Origin of the sequence: Pseudomonas sp. GLN_2 (genome assembly GCF_043106005.1) — a bacterium.
In the GTDB taxonomy this organism is placed as follows: domain Bacteria; phylum Pseudomonadota; class Gammaproteobacteria; order Pseudomonadales; family Pseudomonadaceae; genus Aquipseudomonas; species Aquipseudomonas alloputida.
The window spans coordinates 135091-150943 of record NZ_JBICMC010000041.1; the positions used below are offsets into that span (position 1 = coordinate 135091).

General features: G+C 55.7%; 25 protein-coding genes. 9 read left to right on the top strand and 16 right to left on the bottom strand.

What is annotated here, in order from left to right; translation table 11 throughout:
* Window positions 1–378: 378 nt before the first annotated feature.
* Window positions 379–564 carry a hypothetical protein gene (locus tag ACF8Q6_RS11185; protein ID WP_392493275.1) on the top strand — a complete coding sequence of 62 codons (186 nt, stop codon included), beginning with the start codon at window positions 379–381 and terminating at the stop codon, window positions 562–564.
* A gap of 16 nt (window positions 565–580) precedes the next feature.
* On the opposite strand, the gene ACF8Q6_RS11190 is transcribed toward ACF8Q6_RS11185, so the two are convergent.
* The 6 genes from ACF8Q6_RS11190 to ACF8Q6_RS11215 are packed head-to-tail and all read right to left on the bottom strand — an operon-like array spanning window position 581 to window position 2566.
* Window positions 581–922, bottom strand: a complete 342-nt coding sequence (locus ACF8Q6_RS11190) for a hypothetical protein (protein WP_392493276.1) — start codon at window positions 920–922, stop codon at window positions 581–583.
* A gap of 46 nt (window positions 923–968) precedes the next feature.
* Window positions 969–1154 carry a hypothetical protein gene (locus ACF8Q6_RS11195; protein ID WP_392493277.1) on the bottom strand — a complete coding sequence of 62 codons (186 nt, stop codon included), beginning with the start codon at window positions 1152–1154 and terminating at the stop codon, window positions 969–971.
* Window positions 1151–1546 (bottom strand): phage protein NinX family protein, encoded by a 396-nt coding sequence (locus ACF8Q6_RS11200; protein WP_392493278.1) that lies wholly within the window; start codon window positions 1544–1546, stop codon window positions 1151–1153. The genes ACF8Q6_RS11195 and ACF8Q6_RS11200 overlap by 4 nt, the downstream gene beginning before the upstream one ends.
* Window positions 1546–1938 (bottom strand): hypothetical protein, encoded by a 393-nt coding sequence (locus tag ACF8Q6_RS11205; protein ID WP_392493279.1) that lies wholly within the window; start codon window positions 1936–1938, stop codon window positions 1546–1548. Before ACF8Q6_RS11205 ends, ACF8Q6_RS11200 begins: the two co-directional genes overlap by 1 nt.
* Window positions 1935–2186 carry a hypothetical protein gene (locus ACF8Q6_RS11210; RefSeq protein WP_392493280.1) on the bottom strand — a complete coding sequence of 84 codons (252 nt, stop codon included), beginning with the start codon at window positions 2184–2186 and terminating at the stop codon, window positions 1935–1937. The genes ACF8Q6_RS11205 and ACF8Q6_RS11210 overlap by 4 nt, the downstream gene beginning before the upstream one ends.
* Window positions 2183–2566 (bottom strand): hypothetical protein, encoded by a 384-nt coding sequence (locus ACF8Q6_RS11215; RefSeq protein ID WP_392493282.1) that lies wholly within the window; start codon window positions 2564–2566, stop codon window positions 2183–2185. The genes ACF8Q6_RS11210 and ACF8Q6_RS11215 overlap by 4 nt, the downstream gene beginning before the upstream one ends.
* 263 nt (window positions 2567–2829) lie before the next feature.
* On the opposite strand from ACF8Q6_RS11215, the gene ACF8Q6_RS11220 reads away from it, so the two are divergent.
* Window positions 2830–3900: a hypothetical protein gene (locus ACF8Q6_RS11220; protein ID WP_392493284.1), complete on the top strand. Its 1071-nt coding sequence runs from the start codon at window positions 2830–2832 to the stop codon at window positions 3898–3900.
* 147 nt (window positions 3901–4047) lie between these two features.
* Here the strand turns inward: ACF8Q6_RS11220 and ACF8Q6_RS11225 are convergent, their stop codons facing one another.
* Complete coding sequence (locus tag ACF8Q6_RS11225; RefSeq protein WP_392493286.1) at window positions 4048–4410, bottom strand: hypothetical protein; 363 nt, start codon at window positions 4408–4410, stop codon at window positions 4048–4050.
* Window positions 4411–4528: 118 nt separating this feature from the next.
* Between ACF8Q6_RS11225 and ACF8Q6_RS11230 the strand changes: the two genes are divergently transcribed.
* The gene (locus ACF8Q6_RS11230) at window positions 4529–5722 is read left to right on the top strand and encodes an HNH endonuclease (protein WP_392498798.1); all 1194 of its coding nucleotides are present in this window, start codon (window positions 4529–4531) and stop codon (window positions 5720–5722) included.
* A gap of 60 nt (window positions 5723–5782) precedes the next feature.
* Here the strand turns inward: ACF8Q6_RS11230 and ACF8Q6_RS11235 are convergent, their stop codons facing one another.
* Entirely contained in the window at window positions 5783–6733 is a 951-nt protein-coding gene (locus ACF8Q6_RS11235; protein ID WP_392493289.1) for a phosphoadenosine phosphosulfate reductase family protein, read from the bottom strand.
* A gap of 104 nt (window positions 6734–6837) precedes the next feature.
* Here ACF8Q6_RS11235 and ACF8Q6_RS11240 point away from each other — a divergent pair, with 104 nt between their 5' ends.
* Together ACF8Q6_RS11240 and ACF8Q6_RS11245 are read left to right on the top strand one after the other, a co-directional pair.
* On the top strand, window positions 6838–7227 hold the full coding sequence (locus ACF8Q6_RS11240; protein ID WP_392493290.1) for a hypothetical protein: 390 nt from the start codon (window positions 6838–6840) through the stop codon (window positions 7225–7227).
* A gap of 175 nt (window positions 7228–7402) precedes the next feature.
* A complete protein-coding gene (locus ACF8Q6_RS11245) occupies window positions 7403–7678 on the top strand; it encodes a hypothetical protein (protein ID WP_392493292.1) in 276 nt (91 codons plus the stop codon).
* An 18-nt stretch (window positions 7679–7696) separates the two neighbouring features.
* On the opposite strand, the gene ACF8Q6_RS11250 is transcribed toward ACF8Q6_RS11245, so the two are convergent.
* The 5 genes from ACF8Q6_RS11250 to ACF8Q6_RS11270 all read right to left on the bottom strand — a co-directional run bounded on the left by ACF8Q6_RS11250 (window position 7697) and on the right by ACF8Q6_RS11270 (window position 9846).
* Window positions 7697–7945, bottom strand: a complete 249-nt coding sequence (locus ACF8Q6_RS11250) for a hypothetical protein (RefSeq protein WP_392493293.1) — start codon at window positions 7943–7945, stop codon at window positions 7697–7699.
* An 81-nt stretch (window positions 7946–8026) separates the two neighbouring features.
* The gene (locus ACF8Q6_RS11255) at window positions 8027–8485 is read right to left on the bottom strand and encodes a hypothetical protein (protein WP_392493294.1); all 459 of its coding nucleotides are present in this window, start codon (window positions 8483–8485) and stop codon (window positions 8027–8029) included.
* Window positions 8482–8751 (bottom strand): hypothetical protein, encoded by a 270-nt coding sequence (locus ACF8Q6_RS11260; RefSeq protein ID WP_392493296.1) that lies wholly within the window; start codon window positions 8749–8751, stop codon window positions 8482–8484. The genes ACF8Q6_RS11255 and ACF8Q6_RS11260 overlap by 4 nt, the downstream gene beginning before the upstream one ends.
* A 19-nt stretch (window positions 8752–8770) precedes the next feature.
* Window positions 8771–9154, bottom strand: coding sequence for a response regulator transcription factor (locus tag ACF8Q6_RS11265; RefSeq protein WP_264359944.1), 384 nt, complete (start codon window positions 9152–9154; stop codon window positions 8771–8773).
* A 386-nt stretch (window positions 9155–9540) separates the two neighbouring features.
* Entirely contained in the window at window positions 9541–9846 is a 306-nt protein-coding gene (locus ACF8Q6_RS11270; RefSeq protein WP_392493297.1) for a hypothetical protein, read from the bottom strand.
* Between the two features lie 472 nt (window positions 9847–10318).
* Between ACF8Q6_RS11270 and ACF8Q6_RS11275 the strand changes: the two genes are divergently transcribed.
* A complete protein-coding gene (locus ACF8Q6_RS11275) occupies window positions 10319–10645 on the top strand; it encodes a DUF1654 domain-containing protein (protein WP_392493298.1) in 327 nt (108 codons plus the stop codon).
* Window positions 10646–10762: 117 nt separating this feature from the next.
* Window positions 10763–11260: a hypothetical protein gene (locus ACF8Q6_RS11280; RefSeq protein ID WP_392493299.1), complete on the top strand. Its 498-nt coding sequence runs from the start codon at window positions 10763–10765 to the stop codon at window positions 11258–11260.
* A gap of 117 nt (window positions 11261–11377) precedes the next feature.
* On the opposite strand, the gene ACF8Q6_RS11285 is transcribed toward ACF8Q6_RS11280, so the two are convergent.
* The 3 genes from ACF8Q6_RS11285 to ACF8Q6_RS11295 all read right to left on the bottom strand — a co-directional run bounded on the left by ACF8Q6_RS11285 (window position 11378) and on the right by ACF8Q6_RS11295 (window position 14546).
* Window positions 11378–11893, bottom strand: a complete 516-nt coding sequence (locus tag ACF8Q6_RS11285) for a DUF4411 family protein (RefSeq protein ID WP_392493300.1) — start codon at window positions 11891–11893, stop codon at window positions 11378–11380.
* Window positions 11893–13068, bottom strand: coding sequence for an ImmA/IrrE family metallo-endopeptidase (locus ACF8Q6_RS11290; RefSeq protein WP_392493301.1), 1176 nt, complete (start codon window positions 13066–13068; stop codon window positions 11893–11895). The genes ACF8Q6_RS11285 and ACF8Q6_RS11290 overlap by 1 nt, the downstream gene beginning before the upstream one ends.
* 635 nt (window positions 13069–13703) lie before the next feature.
* Window positions 13704–14546 carry a helix-turn-helix transcriptional regulator gene (locus ACF8Q6_RS11295; RefSeq protein WP_392493302.1) on the bottom strand — a complete coding sequence of 281 codons (843 nt, stop codon included), beginning with the start codon at window positions 14544–14546 and terminating at the stop codon, window positions 13704–13706.
* 96 nt (window positions 14547–14642) lie between these two features.
* Here ACF8Q6_RS11295 and ACF8Q6_RS11300 point away from each other — a divergent pair, with 96 nt between their 5' ends.
* Both ACF8Q6_RS11300 and ACF8Q6_RS11305 read left to right on the top strand, forming a co-directional pair.
* Window positions 14643–14891 (top strand): transcriptional regulator, encoded by a 249-nt coding sequence (locus ACF8Q6_RS11300; RefSeq protein WP_392493303.1) that lies wholly within the window; start codon window positions 14643–14645, stop codon window positions 14889–14891.
* 288 nt (window positions 14892–15179) lie between these two features.
* Entirely contained in the window at window positions 15180–15845 is a 666-nt protein-coding gene (locus ACF8Q6_RS11305) for a phage antirepressor KilAC domain-containing protein (RefSeq protein WP_392493304.1), read from the top strand.
* The last annotated feature ends 8 nt before the right edge of the window (window positions 15846–15853 follow it).

Sequence of the window (15853 nt, forward strand, 5' to 3'; positions counted from 1 at the left end):
AGATTTCTATTAGTAAAGCCTTCCTTAATCGCATATATCGACAGTAAATAGAGGTGAGGGGATAAATTGGGTCGGGTAAAAATGTGCTCTTATCAGGATGGCGCGCTTTCTTTGCAGCTTTGCCCCGCCGAGGTGGCATGATTTGTTGGGGGGATTTATTGACGACGCGCCTTTTCAGGGGGTATGGATTTGAGCGGGTCAAGCACTAGGTATTGCCGGGCTACAGCCTAGGGCAACTCCGGTGGACCGAGCGATGGGCGTGGAGCAGGCTTCCTTACGTTGAACCAGGTGAACTAGGAAATTGAGCATGAGTCTCTCCATACCCGCGCATGTCGGTGGGCACGTATGGTTTGATCGGGGAACAACAGGAGGAGCGATATGGCTAAGGAAGCTAAAAAACCGTTCGGCTACGTAGCTGTCACACTGATACCCACTGGCATCGGATTCGTTATGGGCGGGCTGCTGACAGGTCAGCCTGCATTCACCTACAGCGGCTTGGGCATGGCTATACCTGGGGTGTTGCTTGCCGCGACGCACTACTGGACGCGCCGTCGACGGGCTTGAGTGGTGGGGGGAGTGTTTACCGTTGCGGTGCTAGTAGCTGTTCCACTACCTGACCGGTGTCGTGGAAGTACCAGTTGCTGTCGGTGAGGTTGTTGATCATGAAGGCGGCGAATCTTTCGGTCGTCATTCCCTTCATGAAGCGCTCAAGCTTCGGCGGAGGTCCTTTCCAGGTTGGCTCGGCGCCGATGAGTCGGGCTGCCGCCAAGTTGTGATGGCCATCAAGGATGATGCGATAGAGCTTCCCGCGCATCTCCAGATCCACTGTTCGAACCACGAACACCTTGAACTTGGCCACCTTCCTGGCGATAACCTCGCGGTTCAAGTATCGCTGGCTGCTGATAAGTGGCGGTGTGCTCATCGCGGCCCTCTGTAGATCAGGTAGGCCATGTACATCAGGGGCAGGATCATGGCTGGATGCTCCAGGTGATTGCCATCGTGATCACCCCAAGCCATCCAGCGATGGCTAGGGCTCGGTAAACGATTCGGTCACGCTCAGCATTCAAAGCCCTGCGCAGCCATTCGGACTTCTCCGTGATCAGCTGATCTGCGAACTCGCATGCGCGCTGGAAGTGCTCTTCAGAAACGCTCATGGCATCAGCTCCTTCGGCACCTGGATGGTATCGCCGAGCTTGTAGTGGACCAGGCCCCGGCAGAACGCGACCAAAGCGGTGGGGCCGTAGCACCAAACTTCTGCGCCGGCGGGGCCGCCTGCATAGCAGGTGTCTTCGGGAAGGCCGGGTATGTGTTGAGCGGTGCCTTTGTGCTTGTCGATCAGTAGGCCTCCGTGATCCCAGTGAGACGAGGGGCGATAGCCGAAACATTCAGTTGCGCCGCGGATGCTGATACTGATGGGGTCAGTTCGGGTGCGCCATACCGTCGTTCGGCACACAGGATCTGCTTCGAAACCCTCGGCCCTTGCCACGGCCCAGTCCAGCGGAGCGCCGACCAGGTTGGATACCCTCACTTCGATCAGGTCGCTCATCATCGGCACTCCTTTTTCCGCTCGACCTCGATCTGGTCGTAGAGTGCATCCACTCGCTTTTGCTTGCGGTTGATCGCCTCGGAGCGGTTCAGGTGGTCTCTCAGGGCCTTGTTATAAGGCTCGATCTTCTCGACCAGTCGATGCCGCTCACTTGGATCTTTTGACGCGTTGAACTGCCGAGCCAGTCGATCCCGCTCGCTGAAGTCCAGATGGTCAAGCGCGCGGTTCTCCTTCTCCATTTCGGCCAGAACGTCTGCCGATTGCCGCTTCCAGCGCAGATACAGCACATCGCTCTTCTTGGGCTTCATGAAAAAGTGTTGAGACCTGATCCACTCCACCAGGTCTTCCTTGGTCATCTCGTCGAGCACATCTTTCCGGGCGGCTTTGCTCACAGCTGATACCTCTCTTCAATCCAGCGCCCAGACGCCAGTGCGGGTGTAGGTTCGGGTTGTGTTTCGTGCGGGGAGAGCTGGCGCTGGTTGCCGGCCTGCAGCTGGCTGTCGGGGATGCAGCTGATGCCGACGCCGTTGAGCACGTAGCAGGTGACGCCGCGCTTGCTGTCGTGCTGCACGTCGATGACGTTCTCGGTTGCGCTGGCGCCGGTGGCCAGCAGCAGGAGGCAGAGGGCGAGGCTGGTCATGCGCGACGGCCCTCAATGTCCGCTTCGGTTATCGTGTATTCCACGACGTTTTCCACGCGGTAGAACGGGGTAGGGCTCAGGTGCTTGGCAGCCCAGGCCTTGAGCAGGGTTTGCAGCTCGTGCTCGGCCAGCGATGGCACGGCCGGCCAGTCCTCCGCAGCCTCACCGCAGTCATCCCAGGCACGTTCTCCGATCATCTCGATGATGTGCTTGGTGTCGATGTAGGCCGCAGGGTCTGGGCGCACAGCGTTGCCGCGGTAGACGGTGGAGCCGGCCACGAGTTCTTCGTGGTCATCGAGCAAATCGCCTGGGCTCTCACAGCGGAACGTTTCATCGTCGACAGACCAGGTCTCGCCGGTCAGCAGGCTTGATTTAGACATGGGGAATCCTTGGCCGCCATATCGCGGCAGTGAATAGACTAGAGGGGTTACAGCTGAAGGAGTGCTGATGTTTTTATGGAATTTCTACTTTTTCTGGCGGGCCATGCACCGTACGTAGGGCCTGTTGGGCTGGTAGGCGATTGAGTCGCTAGGCATGATTGGGGGCTGCATGGTGGCAATTTGATCCTGATTAGTGTTTGATGCAGCAGGTATTGCGCAAAGTCCTTTGAAAATTTTGTCATAAAGGACGCTAAGGGGGAGAGGTGAAAGGAGTCTGGTTTGGTTTCATTGCGGGGCTAATTGCGCTGGCGACATTTTTTTATGCAAGTAATGCATTTATAAATGGTTCTAGCTTTCTGTTTTCAGGAAAAATTGAACATGCTTCTGCTATTTTGGCACAGGTTTTTGGTGTTATAGGCTTGGCGTGGATGTTGATTTACTCAGTCTTATCCTCCGAGCTGTCCAAGGTTAAGCTGATTGGCAGTGGTCTAGTACTGTCTCTTGCGTTTGCGGCAAATAATGTATGGACCTATGGTCTTTCTATTTTTATTGTTGCTACATTGGTAACTGAGCTCCAGTTTTTGGAAAAGTTGGCTGCAATGTTCACTAATAGAGATAAGTACTGGGATTACCTGGCTCAAAAGTCTACGCCAGAGCAGGCAGCGCAAAAAGCTGCTCTCGAGGCGGTAGAGGCCGTACAGGCAGAAGAAGCTGACGAAGAATCTACGGTTAATGCTAATCGCTCAAAAGATCCAACGCAATCGTCTGCCCTTGCGGATGAGGGTGGCGAGGAAACTGAAACTCAAAATACGAGTGGACCCGAAGCCCAGCTATCTATACAGGGCATACCGTCTCAAGATTCGCTTGAAATTAACAGGCCCGACTCTTCTAAGGTCGCGGCTGATGGGAAAGCCTCAATAGCAGATCGAACAAAAAATATTATAAAGTTTCAATATGCAGCTGTAGATGCTTTAAAGGACTATACCAATATGCTCACTGGGTCGAAATTGCTCACTGATATGCGATACTCGGCTCCAGGTGTAAGCTTTGAGGTGGATGCTGTCTTGAAAACTGAGTCCATCGATTACGTTGTCGAGGTTAGGCACGTTCTTAGCCCTGCAGCGTTATCCAGTGCAGTCCATAGAGCGCAAAAACTGGTCGGCTTGTACGGGAACCTTATCTCAGCTGCCGGCGAGAGGAAGTCCGTAAAGGGCATACTTATAGTTCCAAAAGGGGTTTGGATGCGTAAAAGATTTGGAGCATCTGACTTGGTGGTTCTCGAGCTTGATCAACAACTGAAGAAGCTCAAGCATGTTGATGGGGATTGGTACTGAAACTCCTCTCAGGAAGGTTGAGACGATGAATTGCATCACTGCGTTGCAAATGGGCTGCGTGGCGGCCATATCGCGGCAGTAATAGAGGGGAGAGGGGTTACAGTTGGGTGGAGTACAAATGTGCTCTTTCGGGTTTTCGGTTGCCGCTCAGAATGCTCCGCACTGTGGGCAGGAGCCAGAAACGAACTTAACTCGCCCTTCGCAGCGGACACATTCTTCAGGTTTGTAGAGGGCGTAGAGAGGAATACGGTAGGCGCTAGTGTCCCAGCCCTGGAAATCGCTCAGCGCTTTGTCCTTTGCGTGCATTACGCTCAGGCCGCTCTCGATCATGTACCACACTGGCTCTCCGTAGCGTTCCTCGGTAGGTTGATCAAGGATGCGCTGCCAGTATTCTGCATGAGGCGATGGGTATGGATGGGCTTGGTAGGCCAGGAGCTTGATCAGTCGCTCGACTTCATCGCGCGGCACGCTGACCATCTTTGTGTTGCTGGATCGGTTTTCTGTGGGCATGGGGATACCTCGAGCTATATCGTGGCAATGAGTGGAGAGGCGGGTCTGTATGAATGGAAGGATTGCTGCTAGTGCATGATGGCAATATGATTGCTGCTTTTGCGCTCAGAGGTGACCGGTGAGTAAGTACATGCCCCTGGCCGATTTTCTTCGGTCCCAGACTGTTAACTCCGTTGTGTTGACCTTCGCTCAAATTGATGAGCTAGTGGGCGGGCTGCCACCGGTCGCGAGAAATCACAACGCTTGGTGGGCAAATTCAAGGACTGATGATTCACACACCTGGGCCCATCTTTGGATCGAAGCTGGCTGGGAACGTAAGTCCCTGGACCTGAGTGCAGAGGTTGTAGTTTTCGAGCGGCATTCACCCGAGCAAGAAACTTCGCGCTTCTGGTGGGTCAACCATAAGCAGACTTACCAAGCCGAACTTGAAGGGGGTTACATCTGGTCACCCACAAAAAATAAAAATGGCGCTCGAAACCAGACCTACATCAACCTGACGTTGGTTAGGGCCGGTGACGTAGTTATCTCCTACGCTGGAGGTCAGATTCGAGCTATCGGTGTTGCGACTTCAGTTTATGCCGAACAGGCGAAGCCGGAAGATTTTGGTCAAGCCGGTCAGAACTGGTCGGATACGGGATGGCTAGTTCCTATCGAGTGGACCGAGTTGGACAAGGCTGTTTCACCTAAGGACCACATTACTGCTATCACAAGCCTCTTACCCGCGAAAAATTCCCCTTTACAAGCTAATGGCAACGGCAATCAGGGATGTTACCTCGCTAGTATCTCGCCCGAACTTGGCTCTTTCGTTCTCCGCCTATCCAATAGTGCTGGGAGCGCCATTATCGAGCGGGTTCATGAGCTGGAAGACCAGGTGAGAGCGGACGAAGCCGAACGTGAAATCCAGTTGAATCAGGAACTGGCTTCTACTGAGCGGGAGCAGTTGGTCCGCTCGCGTGTCGGCCAGGGAACATTCCGCCTTCAGGTGCTGGACCGTGAGAAGTCGTGCCGTCTGACCGGAGTTTCCGATAAGCGCTTCCTGATCGCTAGCCACATCAAGCCTTGGAAGGATTGCTCGAATGCAGAGCGATTGGATGGGAGCAATGGTTTGATGTTGGCCCCTCACGTGGACAAGCTTTTCGACCGTGGCTGGATAACTTTCCAGGACAACGGGGATTTGTTGGTTGCCGACGCTGCTAAGGAAATCGTGTCTGCCTGGGGGCTGACATCTAGCTTGAATGTCGGCAGCTTCACACTGGAGCAGCGAAGCTACCTGAGCCACCACCGCTCAGAAGTTTATAAGGGCAGGGTGTAGGAAAACGAATTGCCGGCAGCGCATCCGCCTGGGCGGCCTGAAAGTGTCGTTGGAATGTGGTTATTCGCAGAGGCCATAGGCCGAAGAGCATTTCTGTTTGCTGTCGGTGCGCGCTAACAGGTCGACCATGTCGAACTGGCGTCCGCCGCGTGATGTGTTCGCCCAGTCCACCATGCGGTCAATGCCATGGGTTTCGGCGCTGACCTTGTCGTCGGATCGGACGGTGGGGTCGGTGACGGTGGCGAAAAACGTGGCGGCACCGCGCTTGCTGGCGATGCTCACCAAGCGCTCCCATTCCCGCACTCTGGACACTTCCTCCGGCCACCTAGTGGCAATCTCGCGCAGCTCATCCTTCGCGCACATGATGCAGGGCATGCAGCCGACTCTGTTGCAGCCCTGAAGGTACAGTGGGTTCGGCTTGATACCGGCAGCGCGGTGAGCTTCAAATACGGCCTCGACTGGCCACTTGAGGATTGGCCGGTAATTGAACAGGCCGCCGCCGACCTCGTCGCACTCAGGTAGGTACCGCCTGCTCAGTGACTCATCAGCTCGCACACCTTGCCAAGACAGCACAAGGTTCTCGCCGGTCATCAGCGGCATGAAAACGTCCTCAATGATCGGGTTTCGCTTCAGCTCGTCCGTGCAAAATCGGGCCTTGGTGCTGGGGAACCGGCCTTTCCAGAGGCACATGTCGAGGAATGGGATGCCCGTGGGGTGAAGCACTTCTAGGGCGGCCAGAACCACTGACTCTGGCACTCCTTTTTCGCGCCACTTCGTTTCGATGAACTTGCGCTTGCTGGCGATCTGCCGGGCAAAGTCGGCCTTTACCCAGCGGATGGGCACACCGACGGCCTCGGCCAGGTAGTGCACGTAGTCATAGGTGGCCGGGTGTTCGTGCCCGGTATCTGCAAAAACGGCGCTGAGGTTCGGCACCTCCAGTTCGCGAGCGACCAGAAGGGTGGCCGTGCTGTCTTTACCGCCGCTCATGCTGACGATGTTGTATTCGGCCATCTTGTGGTCCTTGCGTGCAGGCGCCGCCCTCGCCGGGGTGGCGTGATTCGTGGAAGTGGACTATTGGTGTTCTGCCCGGCATGGGGCCGGATCAGGAGCGACACATGCTTGCGCACGACATCGACTCGGATCTTGTTAGTGAGTTTTACGAGTACATCCAAGATGCGGATGTACGCGAAGCATTTGTCTACCTCGCTGGAGCGTTCACCTGCTTTCGCTCAGTAGAGTGGACCGTTAAAAATCAGGGAGAGGTTCGGTCCTTCCGCATCTATCAAAATGGGAAACGGTATTTTTCATTCATGCCTTCCCAAAAGAAGCTCAATTTCCATTTTCGCCCTCCCGTGCTCAAGGACGGGATCTATCGAAAAGATGAGATCAGAAAGCTTTTTGCGAGCTTTGACGACAAATCGCATAAGGATGATGAGCATTGGGCAATCGATATCCTAAACATCGATGACGCGCGACGGCTGGTGCATGCACTGGATTTGCGGTGAGAGGTGGCCCAGTCTCTCGCCGGGGAGGCGTTATCGTTGAATAGGGGAAGGCGCTGGCGGGCAGCCGGTGGCAGAATCAAGCTTCCGTTTAGCTAGGGGGTGATTTATGGAGGCTTGGGCGGCTGGGCTCATTGGCGCGCTGATAGGTGGCGCGAGTTCGTTTGCTGGTATATGGATGCAGAGCCGCTACCAGCATCGGCGAGAGATAGCCAAGATGGTGATGGAAGCAGCAGCGAAAGATCGGTCGGAGCAGATTGAGCTTGGGATGAAGCTCGGGCAGGTAGGGAAGATTGCTCCTGTCGCCCTGTTCGTCCATTACCACGCCAAGCTCTTCGAGCTCGTAGGGAGCGGCAAGCTGACGCAGGAAAACTTGAGCAAGCTACACAAAGAGAATCAGGAAATGTCCGAGCTGATGCACCGAATGCACGATCAGGAGATGCGCCGGCAGTAGCTCTGTCACGCCAGGGCGTCACGGCAAGCGGATCAGCTTTTCGAGCTGCTTGTCCGTAAGTTGATCGGCGCCATGGATGAGTCGCGAAATCAGGTCCTGCTCTTCCTCGATCCCGGCACGCTCCATCGATCGTTTAAGCGCGTTGTCCGTGTTGTGGTATAGGTCCGTGACAATGCGGCGTGACAGCAAAAGGGCCTCGCGCTCTTCCTTCGCCAGCTTGTCCCGCTCGCGCTGTTCTTGCTTGCGCTGGGTTGGCGTCTTCGCCATTGCTGATACCTCCCAAGCCGCTGGGCGGCAAATTGATTTGCTGCTGGCGCCGGCCGTGCCGGACGCGCGCGGTGATGCGTTTCATGCTGCTTTCTGCTGATTCCAGGCGCCGACAGCAGCAAAGACATTTGCGGCCTCTGCTTCGTCGAGCGTTGTGTCTGTGGGTATGGCGATCCAGCCGGCCGCCACCAGGTGATTAGGGTTGGCGGTGGCCCGCAGGTCCATGTAGGTCGTTTCGATTATGTCGGTCAGGTGCTCGGCGCGGTAGTTACCTTGGGGCGCGACCTCGATCGACTTGTGATACCGCTCACCGAGCTCCGTCCGACAGAGCACGCTGAGGTAGATGGTCCAGCGGTGCGGGATGTCGCAGACCGCGTCGACCACTTGCCGCACGCAGATCTGCTTGAGGTTCTTCCAGTTGATCAGCACCTGCTGGTCGCTAGGATCGATGTTGACCACGGCCGCATGATTTGCCGACACCAAGGCCCTGCAGGTCCGCTCCAGCCTGGCCCGCATGTTGTGGGGTTTGCGCTTGCTCATTGCCGCGTGCCTGTTTTGCTGGCCGCGCCGGCCTCCATCGCATCCACGAACCGCAGCGCGGCCCGGTAGCTAAAGGCGAAGCCCTGCACCGCGCCCGTGGCGATCTCAACCACATCCCACGTTCCGCCCTTGCCAGATGCCTGGTAGCGCGGGGCCTGTTGGCCGACCTTGGCGTGCGCCTCGCTCCTGGCTGACTTGCTGCGCTCGAGCAGTGCCGCGAGCACGGCAAGCTTCTGCTCGAAAGCAGGGTGCATTGCTGTCTGCATGGGGTGATCCTCGGGTGGGTCAGGCGTGGTATTCGAAGGCCTCGGCCTTACGAACGATTCGAACTTGGGCTGTGCGGCGCTCGGGAGCTCGGCGGTCGCGGCGCATCGGGTCGCTGTCGTCAATCACCGCATGCATGGCGATGAGGCTGGCGAGCATGATGCAGAGCGGGCTGATGATTTGTTGGCGCATGGCCTTGGTGACCGCCTCGATGCGGCGACCGGCTTCGAGCTTGAACAGCGCGGCCTCGATGCGGTTGGCCACGGTACCCGGGCTGACCGCCATCTGGCGGGCGATTTCTTTGGTGGTGAGGCCTTGAGCCACCCACAGCAGTGCTTCGAGCTCACGGGGAGCCAGCGCCTTGCCGAGCTGGCCAATCCATGAGCCGCAAGTGATCGTTTCCATGATTGTCCTCAGCAACCGCATTGGTCAGGCGCCAAGCGCGGGTGACCAAACCCACCGTGAAAGGTGACCTGGCGCCTGCCTAATGCGGTCGATGTGAAGGGAAGGGGTGCAGGCGGTGAGCGCTACCTCACATGCATCTGGTCTGGCCGGGTGGGCCCCGGATTCGCCTGCGTGTACGTCGATTAATCTTTACTGCGGTGAGCCTTAACTTGCATAAGGCCAAAGGTGATGCGCTTTAAATCTGTGAAAACTGCATCGGGGTGTGATCTGCATGACGTTTGCCGCCCATTGCTCTCGCGCTGGGTGACGGTACTCAGATCACACCCCGATGCAGCCTGGTGATGGAGGGCCAGGTGGATCGTGCCGTCTTTCCGGCTGTCTGGGAGTCAGATGATTGCTGCCAGTGTCCGCGTGCCGTCGGCGTGCTCGGTGGCGATGTGCAGTGCTGGAGATGCGTACCGGCCGCGCTTGATTAAGCTGAATGCCTGCTGGAATGCCGGATTGGGATTGCCTTTGTCGTCTGGTGTCAGGCTCGAGCAGAGAAGGCCTGTGCAGTCTTCGCCGTTTGGCCCTACTCCATCGTGACCAATATCGAAACTGGCGATCATCGCGATGCCTTCTGCCTTGCAGATCTCGATGATCTGAAGCATCAGCGGGCTGATTTGGCTGTCGTAGATCTCTTCTTTGTTCACGGTAATGCCCTCGGGTTGATTTCCCGTCTGGCCCTGTCGCCAAGGCCAGCCAGTGAAATCTGATTTCCGCTCCATGCTTGTTGCCGCGGCTATCCCCACCTGGCCGGGTCACACATTTCGTGTTCGGTGTTCTTCCCGGCTGGCTGCATGGTTTGGCGTCCTCCCATGAGAGGAGTCCGGCAGCTATCCAGAGGCTGCGTGATCGACGACTTAGCTTGTCCCGACCCAGGTGATGGCCTGGGTGCGTCGAGGTGGTCACGTCGGGTTGTGTAAAGAGCGGTCGGCTTGAGGGCCTCCCGAGGTGCTGTGTAGTGCCTCGATGAAATGCACGATAAGCCAATGCCTAACTTTTGTAAATAGGTAATGCCTAACTTTCCATAAATGCCTAATCCGCTCTCAGGGCTTGCATCGCTCGATAGCTTGGGTAAGCTCTGTCTGATACTGGATGTATGTACAGTCAATGGAGGAAGGTATGGCCAAGCAGAAGAAGTCGACCCCGCAACCTCGCCAAGAGATGACCGCCCTTGAGCGGCTGGGCCTGCGGGTATCGTCGATGATCAATCACCCGATAGCGCAGGCTCAACGCTGGGTGACAATCCATCGCCTGGACACAGATGGGGACATGGAGTGGGAGGAGGTAATGGGGCTGCTGGCCGAAACGCCGGAGCTGGACCTGACGTTCAATGACGACAAGAGCGTGACGGTGAGGTGGGAGGCGCAGAACGCCGAAGATCGCGACGACCTGGTCGTAGAGAAGGATTGGGAGGAGGAGAGGGTGGAGGAGGAGGCGCCTTTCTAGGGATACAACCCGGGTCAGAAAAGCTTTCCGAATGATATCAAAATGATATTGCTCCAAGTACAATCGCCGCCGGCCGATATCCGGCCATGCCAATAACGGCAACATGGAGCAGTATCAATGACGTTTCGGAAAGTGGCTGGGGCGGTTGCGGTTGTCGGGCTCGTTGGTATTCAAGGGTGTGCGAGTATTGTTGGCGAGTCTCGCTACCCAGTAGCTGTATCAAGTGCTCCCCCAGGAGCAAGCTTCGAGATCACCGATAAAAACGGTACTGTGGTCCACTCAGGCAACACCCCAAGCACCGTCACATTGAAGTCTGGCAAAGGGTATTTTTCCGGCCAGACCTACAAGCTGCACTTCAAAAAGGACGGATACCCAGACAAGACCATTGAGCTCGATTCCAGCCTGAGCGGTTGGTATTGGGGCAACATCCTGCTTGGTGGTTTGATCGGCATGCTGATCGTTGATCCTCTAACCGGGGCGATGTACAAGCTTCCAGAATTTGCATCTGCCGATATGGGAAAACCATTGGCTGATGCTGCGGCTGGGACTCTCAAGGTCGGCTTAATTGACGATCTCACCCCAGGTCAGCGTGAGCGCCTAATTCCGGTCTACTGATATCTGCAGCGGCTCACAGCCACCTAAAGAAAAAGCCCGCACTGCTATGCGGGCTAACGTAGGGATGCGGATGAGCCTTTACTATGCAGGGCAGGGCGTGAAAAAAGCGTTGAGGAATTACCTATCCCATCCGGTCTTGAAGTCTAGTGCTCGCATCATACTGAAAACATCACAGCACTGCGCGCCAAGCGCCTTGCAAACGTCTGGGACCTTTCTGTTCTGCCGCTGAGCTGAAGGCTTAGATGTTTCAAGAGATACCACGCATCGATCCGCAGGGCTGGACAACGCGTAAGATATCAGGAAAGGATCTCGCCCAATATAAGCTAGCTCGTTTTCATTTAGATCAACGGCGTACCCATTGAAAGTCACGTGAGCTACAGTAGCGGGATCCGCATTCTCTTGAAGGACTAAGCTCTTTTTGACTTCTGGTTTCTTCAACCATCCAGTCAAAATATCTTCTTTCCCTGCAAGGATTTCTTCGTAAATCTCAATGGGCATTTTAATGCGACCATTCTGGCTCTGATGCAGAAGCCATGACCACAGTTCTGGAACCATTGTCTGAGGGTAGTAAACGCCGTTAGAAGTGATCAGCGTATTCGCATCCAGCAGGTAAAGCTTCCTATCAAGCGCCATTATAATGTGCCAACCAAGTTATAGACATTGGCGGGCTTTACGCCCAGTACTCTTCCTGCTTTGGTCGCAGTTAATGCACCTTCACGCATGGTGCGCTGAACCAAATTCACGATGGCTCCGCCAAGCTTGTGTCTACGGACGACGTAATAACTGGGTCCGCTAGAGCCATCTCTGCCTTCTTTTGCCGCAGCCTTCTGTGCCGCCCACAGTTCTCTGAACTTCTGGGAAAGAGCGCTCCAAGTGTTTTCCTGAATAACTCCTGACGTGAAAAGGCGATAAGCGACCAGAGACCCACTGATATTTATGCTTCTAGCAAAGGCAGAGATTTTCTGCAAAAGTACATCGATATTTTCTTCGTGCCAGTCCTTCTTGTTTAGTTCATTTGCCGGTAGCAATAAGAGGCTTGCCACATCGTTGCAATAACGCTCTATTTTTTGCTCCGCTCGACTACCACTTAAACCAGTGGCGCCCATCAATATGTGAGCGAACTCATGAAGCAACGTAAAGGACCTGGCAGGCGGTGCGTCCATATCATTTATTACAATGAATGGCGCTATTTTGTCCGATAGCGCAAACCCCCTGAAAGCTTCTACAGGGATGTTCGTATGGTGACTGCCTAGATTTCCGATGAGCAGAACGAATGTCCCTATGTCCTCAATCAGCTTGCGAAGATAAGAGAAGGCTTCCTCAGGTTTTCCATAGCGTCTGAATTCGTATAGATCAAACCCGATCAAATCGGCGATTTTTTTAGAAACTATAGAGGGTTCAAGGTCAACGCCGATGCTACCTACATAATCGCGAGGGAAGGCCTCCTCCACATCCTGTAAGACGTTTTTTACGAGATCTTGTCGCACATAGATATCACGAACTAGCGCATCAAGAGGCCCCTTGCTTTCAATGCGGAGCTCTTCCGGGAGTGTACGGAAATCTTCGCCTCGCTCAGCCTGAGCTGGGGGGGAGGGTAGATAAAAGACAAGCAACGGGCGACGATAGACCCCTGCCATTTTCGCAATGAGGGTTCTAGAAGCTTCTTTTTCGCCGTGTTCGTATCGCCGGAGCATTTCAGGTCCAGAAACCTTGCTTCCCCCGATGGCCAGAGCTTTGGCGGCCTTCTCCCTGCTGAGGCCGGCAGTCTCTCTTGCCCACACAAGCACTTCAGGATTAATCCCTGGCATACATCACCGCTTCAGCTCCGTCTTCATTTGAAATCGTCCATTATCACAATAGCGGGTTATTCAAGATACTGAACGACTATACCGTCCATCGCAAGCAGTATGGTGGCGCTAGGCTATCGTAGGCCAGCCTGCACTGCCTCTCCTCTTATCCCCATACCTACCTGGCAGAGACCGCGGCGCAGCCTCTGGTTGGGCTTAGAGAGAGGTATGGAAAAATCCAGGTTACCGGCAAGCTTCTGCGCCAACGTAATCGGCGATCGAGCCGCTCACAATCGGACCCATTCGAGGATCAGGCTGGGAGTCCTTCATTTGCTCCAGGGTTTCGCCGCTACCGAGGTACTTCACTGTGCGGTCTGCGCAGTTGTAGAGCCGGCGAGAAAAAGAGGTGCCACTTGATCCGACGCGCTTCGTAGTGATCGTACGCTCATTGCCCGAGGCATCCCGGGACAAGACCGTGTAGGAGGCCTTGGAGTCGGATGGCACGTACAGTGATGCTGCAGCTGAAACCGCGGGAGTCAATGCAAAGCCAAGTACAGCCAAAATCATTCGCGACATACAATTCCCTTTCTAGTGGAGCGTGCAACAGAGCTGCATGCTCGCTAATTCCTTGCCGATGGTCGTGTCTCGCGGACGGTTCATACCAGATGTGCGTTCCAGACCAGTAGCACCCGGGCCTGGATGTAGGTCATGTCCCGGCGAATCAGCCGATCTTTGTGCCGCGGGTTGTCCGAAATCATCTCGTAGTGATCTTCATCAGCCACCTGCAGGCGCTTAATGTAGAGCAGGTCATCCCAGACGAAGAGGTACACCCCATCGCCCACGAAGTCGCGGACGTTGATATTCACGATCAGCGGGTCCCGGTGCTTGATGGTGGGCTCCATCGACTGGCCCCAGCCGGTGACCACCTTCAGGTGGTAGTGCTCTTCGAACTCAACGCCGATTTCACGCAGGTGACTGGGGCTGACGCGAATGTCCTTGAGCATTTCCGGGTAGTCATGGGGGAGCTGGCCGCCACCCATTGCAGCCCGGATATCGTAATGAGCGATCCGGATCTCGTCTCCGACCAGGCCAGGCCGGGAAAAGTCTGCGGTAATTACATTTCCCTCATCGGTCGCTTCGGCGGCTGCAATCAACTGCGCGCGCGCCGAATCCGACAAGTTCTTGCCTTGCTTCGCGAGCATGGCTCGAACCATGTCGGCAGCTGAGGTAGGCGGCGGCTCTGCGACAGGTTCCGAACTGAGGTCCTGGATGCTCTCGTAGGAGAAGCCAGGGCGAAGCCCCCAGTGTTCAGGACCAACCACATCAGAAAAGTAAGCGATCACGTCCATCAGCTTGGACTTGTCGATCCGGCCGTTTTTCACCCAGCCCTGTACCGACGGAGGCTTCACCTGGAAGTCGTCTGCGAGCTGTTTCTTCGATACGCCTTTGGCGATCCGCGCGGCCTCAATAGCTGCGCCTAATTCTGGTCCGGTAAGCATTGCCTAATTAGGCCTATTGCTAGCGCAATTAGGCAATGGCTTGTTAAGAATAAGGTAATGCCTTATATTCATCGATAAATCTCCAGGACAGAACTCATGAAATCAGCTGAAGCAGCCAAAGAAGCATCCCGCGTGCTGGGCAGCCAGGCGGAATTGGCGCGCCGGCTGAATGTTGCGGCTCCAACCGTCAACCAATGGTGTTCAGGGGAGCGCAGGGTTCCAGCCAAGCGCGCATTACAGATTGAGGCGCTTACGAATGGCGCCGTGAATCGTGCCGAGCTGTGCCCGTCGTTCCCGTGGGACCAAATCGACGGCACCACGAGCCACGCGCTTTCCGCCGCTTAGCCAATTCCAACCGCAAGCAGCAGTAGCTGCTGAACGACCAAACCCCGAAGGCGCCGGTAGATCACCCGACCCGAGATAAATGATGCGGGAAACGGCATTGCGTCAGTAGATGACCAAAACACCTGCTGATCCATCCAGTACCTGAATCGCAGGCATAAAAAAACCGGGTGGCAGCCCGGCTTCTTCAAAAACACATCGAGGTCGATTATGCACTCAGCAATTGATGCGAGCAACACCAGACCTGTCGTGTCAGCTATTGGCGATTCGTCGAATCTAGCGCGCCAGGTCATGTCTACCCGCGAGATCGCGCAACTGACCGGCAAGAGCCATGACAATGTCCTGCGCGATGCCCGCCGATTAGTCGCAGAGGGTGTCCTCAAATCTGAGGAGACCCCATACACCCACCCACAAAACGGCCAATCCTATCCAGAGTTCCTGCTTGGCCAGCGCGATACCCTGGTGCTGGTCTCCGGATACAACGCCCAACTGCGCGCCAAGATTATCGACCGTTGGCAGGAGCTAGAGGCGCGGGTATTGGCGCAGGTCAAGATCCCCCAAACCTTCGCTGAGGCGCTGCGACTGGCCGCCGATCAAGCAGAGCGGAACCATGAGCTGCAGCAGGTCATCCAGAAACAAGCCCCGAAGGTCGCAGCAATTCAGCGTTTGGCTGCTGCTTGTGGGGCCATCTGCATCACCGATGCGGCCAAGCAGCTTCAGGTTGCCCCATCGAAGTTGTTCGACTGGCTGGAGCAGAACCGCTGGATATTCCGTCGCAAGGGTTCCAAGCGATGGATCGCTTACCAGCCTCGCATCACCTCGGGCTTGATGAAGCACAAGGTGACAGCCTTGAGGCCCGACCCGGAAACCGGTATCGAGCGCGCCGCGTTTGATCCTCTGGTCACCCCGAAAGGACTGGCGCGTCTCGCTGAACTGAAGGCTGGGGGGGCGCTGTGAGTGTACAA

Bases quoted from the DNA above. Each gene is read 5' to 3' on its own strand.
- ACF8Q6_RS11185 (WP_392493275.1), top strand. From the start codon at position 379: ATGGCTAAGGAAGCTAAAAAACCGTTCGGCTACGTAGCTGTCACACTG.
- ACF8Q6_RS11190 (WP_392493276.1), bottom strand. From the start codon at position 922: ATGAGCACACCGCCACTTATCAGCAGCCAGCGATACTTGAACCGCGAG.
- ACF8Q6_RS11195 (WP_392493277.1), bottom strand. From the start codon at position 1,154: ATGAGCGTTTCTGAAGAGCACTTCCAGCGCGCATGCGAGTTCGCAGAT.
- ACF8Q6_RS11200 (WP_392493278.1), bottom strand. From the start codon at position 1,546: ATGAGCGACCTGATCGAAGTGAGGGTATCCAACCTGGTCGGCGCTCCG.
- ACF8Q6_RS11210 (WP_392493280.1), bottom strand. From the start codon at position 2,186: ATGACCAGCCTCGCCCTCTGCCTCCTGCTGCTGGCCACCGGCGCCAGC.
- ACF8Q6_RS11215 (WP_392493282.1), bottom strand. From the start codon at position 2,566: ATGTCTAAATCAAGCCTGCTGACCGGCGAGACCTGGTCTGTCGACGAT.
- ACF8Q6_RS11225 (WP_392493286.1), bottom strand. From the start codon at position 4,410: ATGCCCACAGAAAACCGATCCAGCAACACAAAGATGGTCAGCGTGCCG.
- ACF8Q6_RS11235 (WP_392493289.1), bottom strand. From the start codon at position 6,733: ATGGCCGAATACAACATCGTCAGCATGAGCGGCGGTAAAGACAGCACG.
- ACF8Q6_RS11240 (WP_392493290.1), top strand. From the start codon at position 6,838: ATGCTTGCGCACGACATCGACTCGGATCTTGTTAGTGAGTTTTACGAG.
- ACF8Q6_RS11245 (WP_392493292.1), top strand. From the start codon at position 7,403: ATGCAGAGCCGCTACCAGCATCGGCGAGAGATAGCCAAGATGGTGATG.
- ACF8Q6_RS11250 (WP_392493293.1), bottom strand. From the start codon at position 7,945: ATGGCGAAGACGCCAACCCAGCGCAAGCAAGAACAGCGCGAGCGGGAC.
- ACF8Q6_RS11255 (WP_392493294.1), bottom strand. From the start codon at position 8,485: ATGAGCAAGCGCAAACCCCACAACATGCGGGCCAGGCTGGAGCGGACC.
- ACF8Q6_RS11260 (WP_392493296.1), bottom strand. From the start codon at position 8,751: ATGCAGACAGCAATGCACCCTGCTTTCGAGCAGAAGCTTGCCGTGCTC.
- ACF8Q6_RS11265 (WP_264359944.1), bottom strand. From the start codon at position 9,154: ATGGAAACGATCACTTGCGGCTCATGGATTGGCCAGCTCGGCAAGGCG.
- ACF8Q6_RS11275 (WP_392493298.1), top strand. From the start codon at position 10,319: ATGGCCAAGCAGAAGAAGTCGACCCCGCAACCTCGCCAAGAGATGACC.
- ACF8Q6_RS11280 (WP_392493299.1), top strand. From the start codon at position 10,763: ATGACGTTTCGGAAAGTGGCTGGGGCGGTTGCGGTTGTCGGGCTCGTT.
- ACF8Q6_RS11285 (WP_392493300.1), bottom strand. From the start codon at position 11,893: ATGGCGCTTGATAGGAAGCTTTACCTGCTGGATGCGAATACGCTGATC.
- ACF8Q6_RS11290 (WP_392493301.1), bottom strand. From the start codon at position 13,068: ATGCCAGGGATTAATCCTGAAGTGCTTGTGTGGGCAAGAGAGACTGCC.
- ACF8Q6_RS11295 (WP_392493302.1), bottom strand. From the start codon at position 14,546: ATGCTTACCGGACCAGAATTAGGCGCAGCTATTGAGGCCGCGCGGATC.
- ACF8Q6_RS11300 (WP_392493303.1), top strand. From the start codon at position 14,643: ATGAAATCAGCTGAAGCAGCCAAAGAAGCATCCCGCGTGCTGGGCAGC.
- ACF8Q6_RS11305 (WP_392493304.1), top strand. From the start codon at position 15,180: ATGTCTACCCGCGAGATCGCGCAACTGACCGGCAAGAGCCATGACAAT.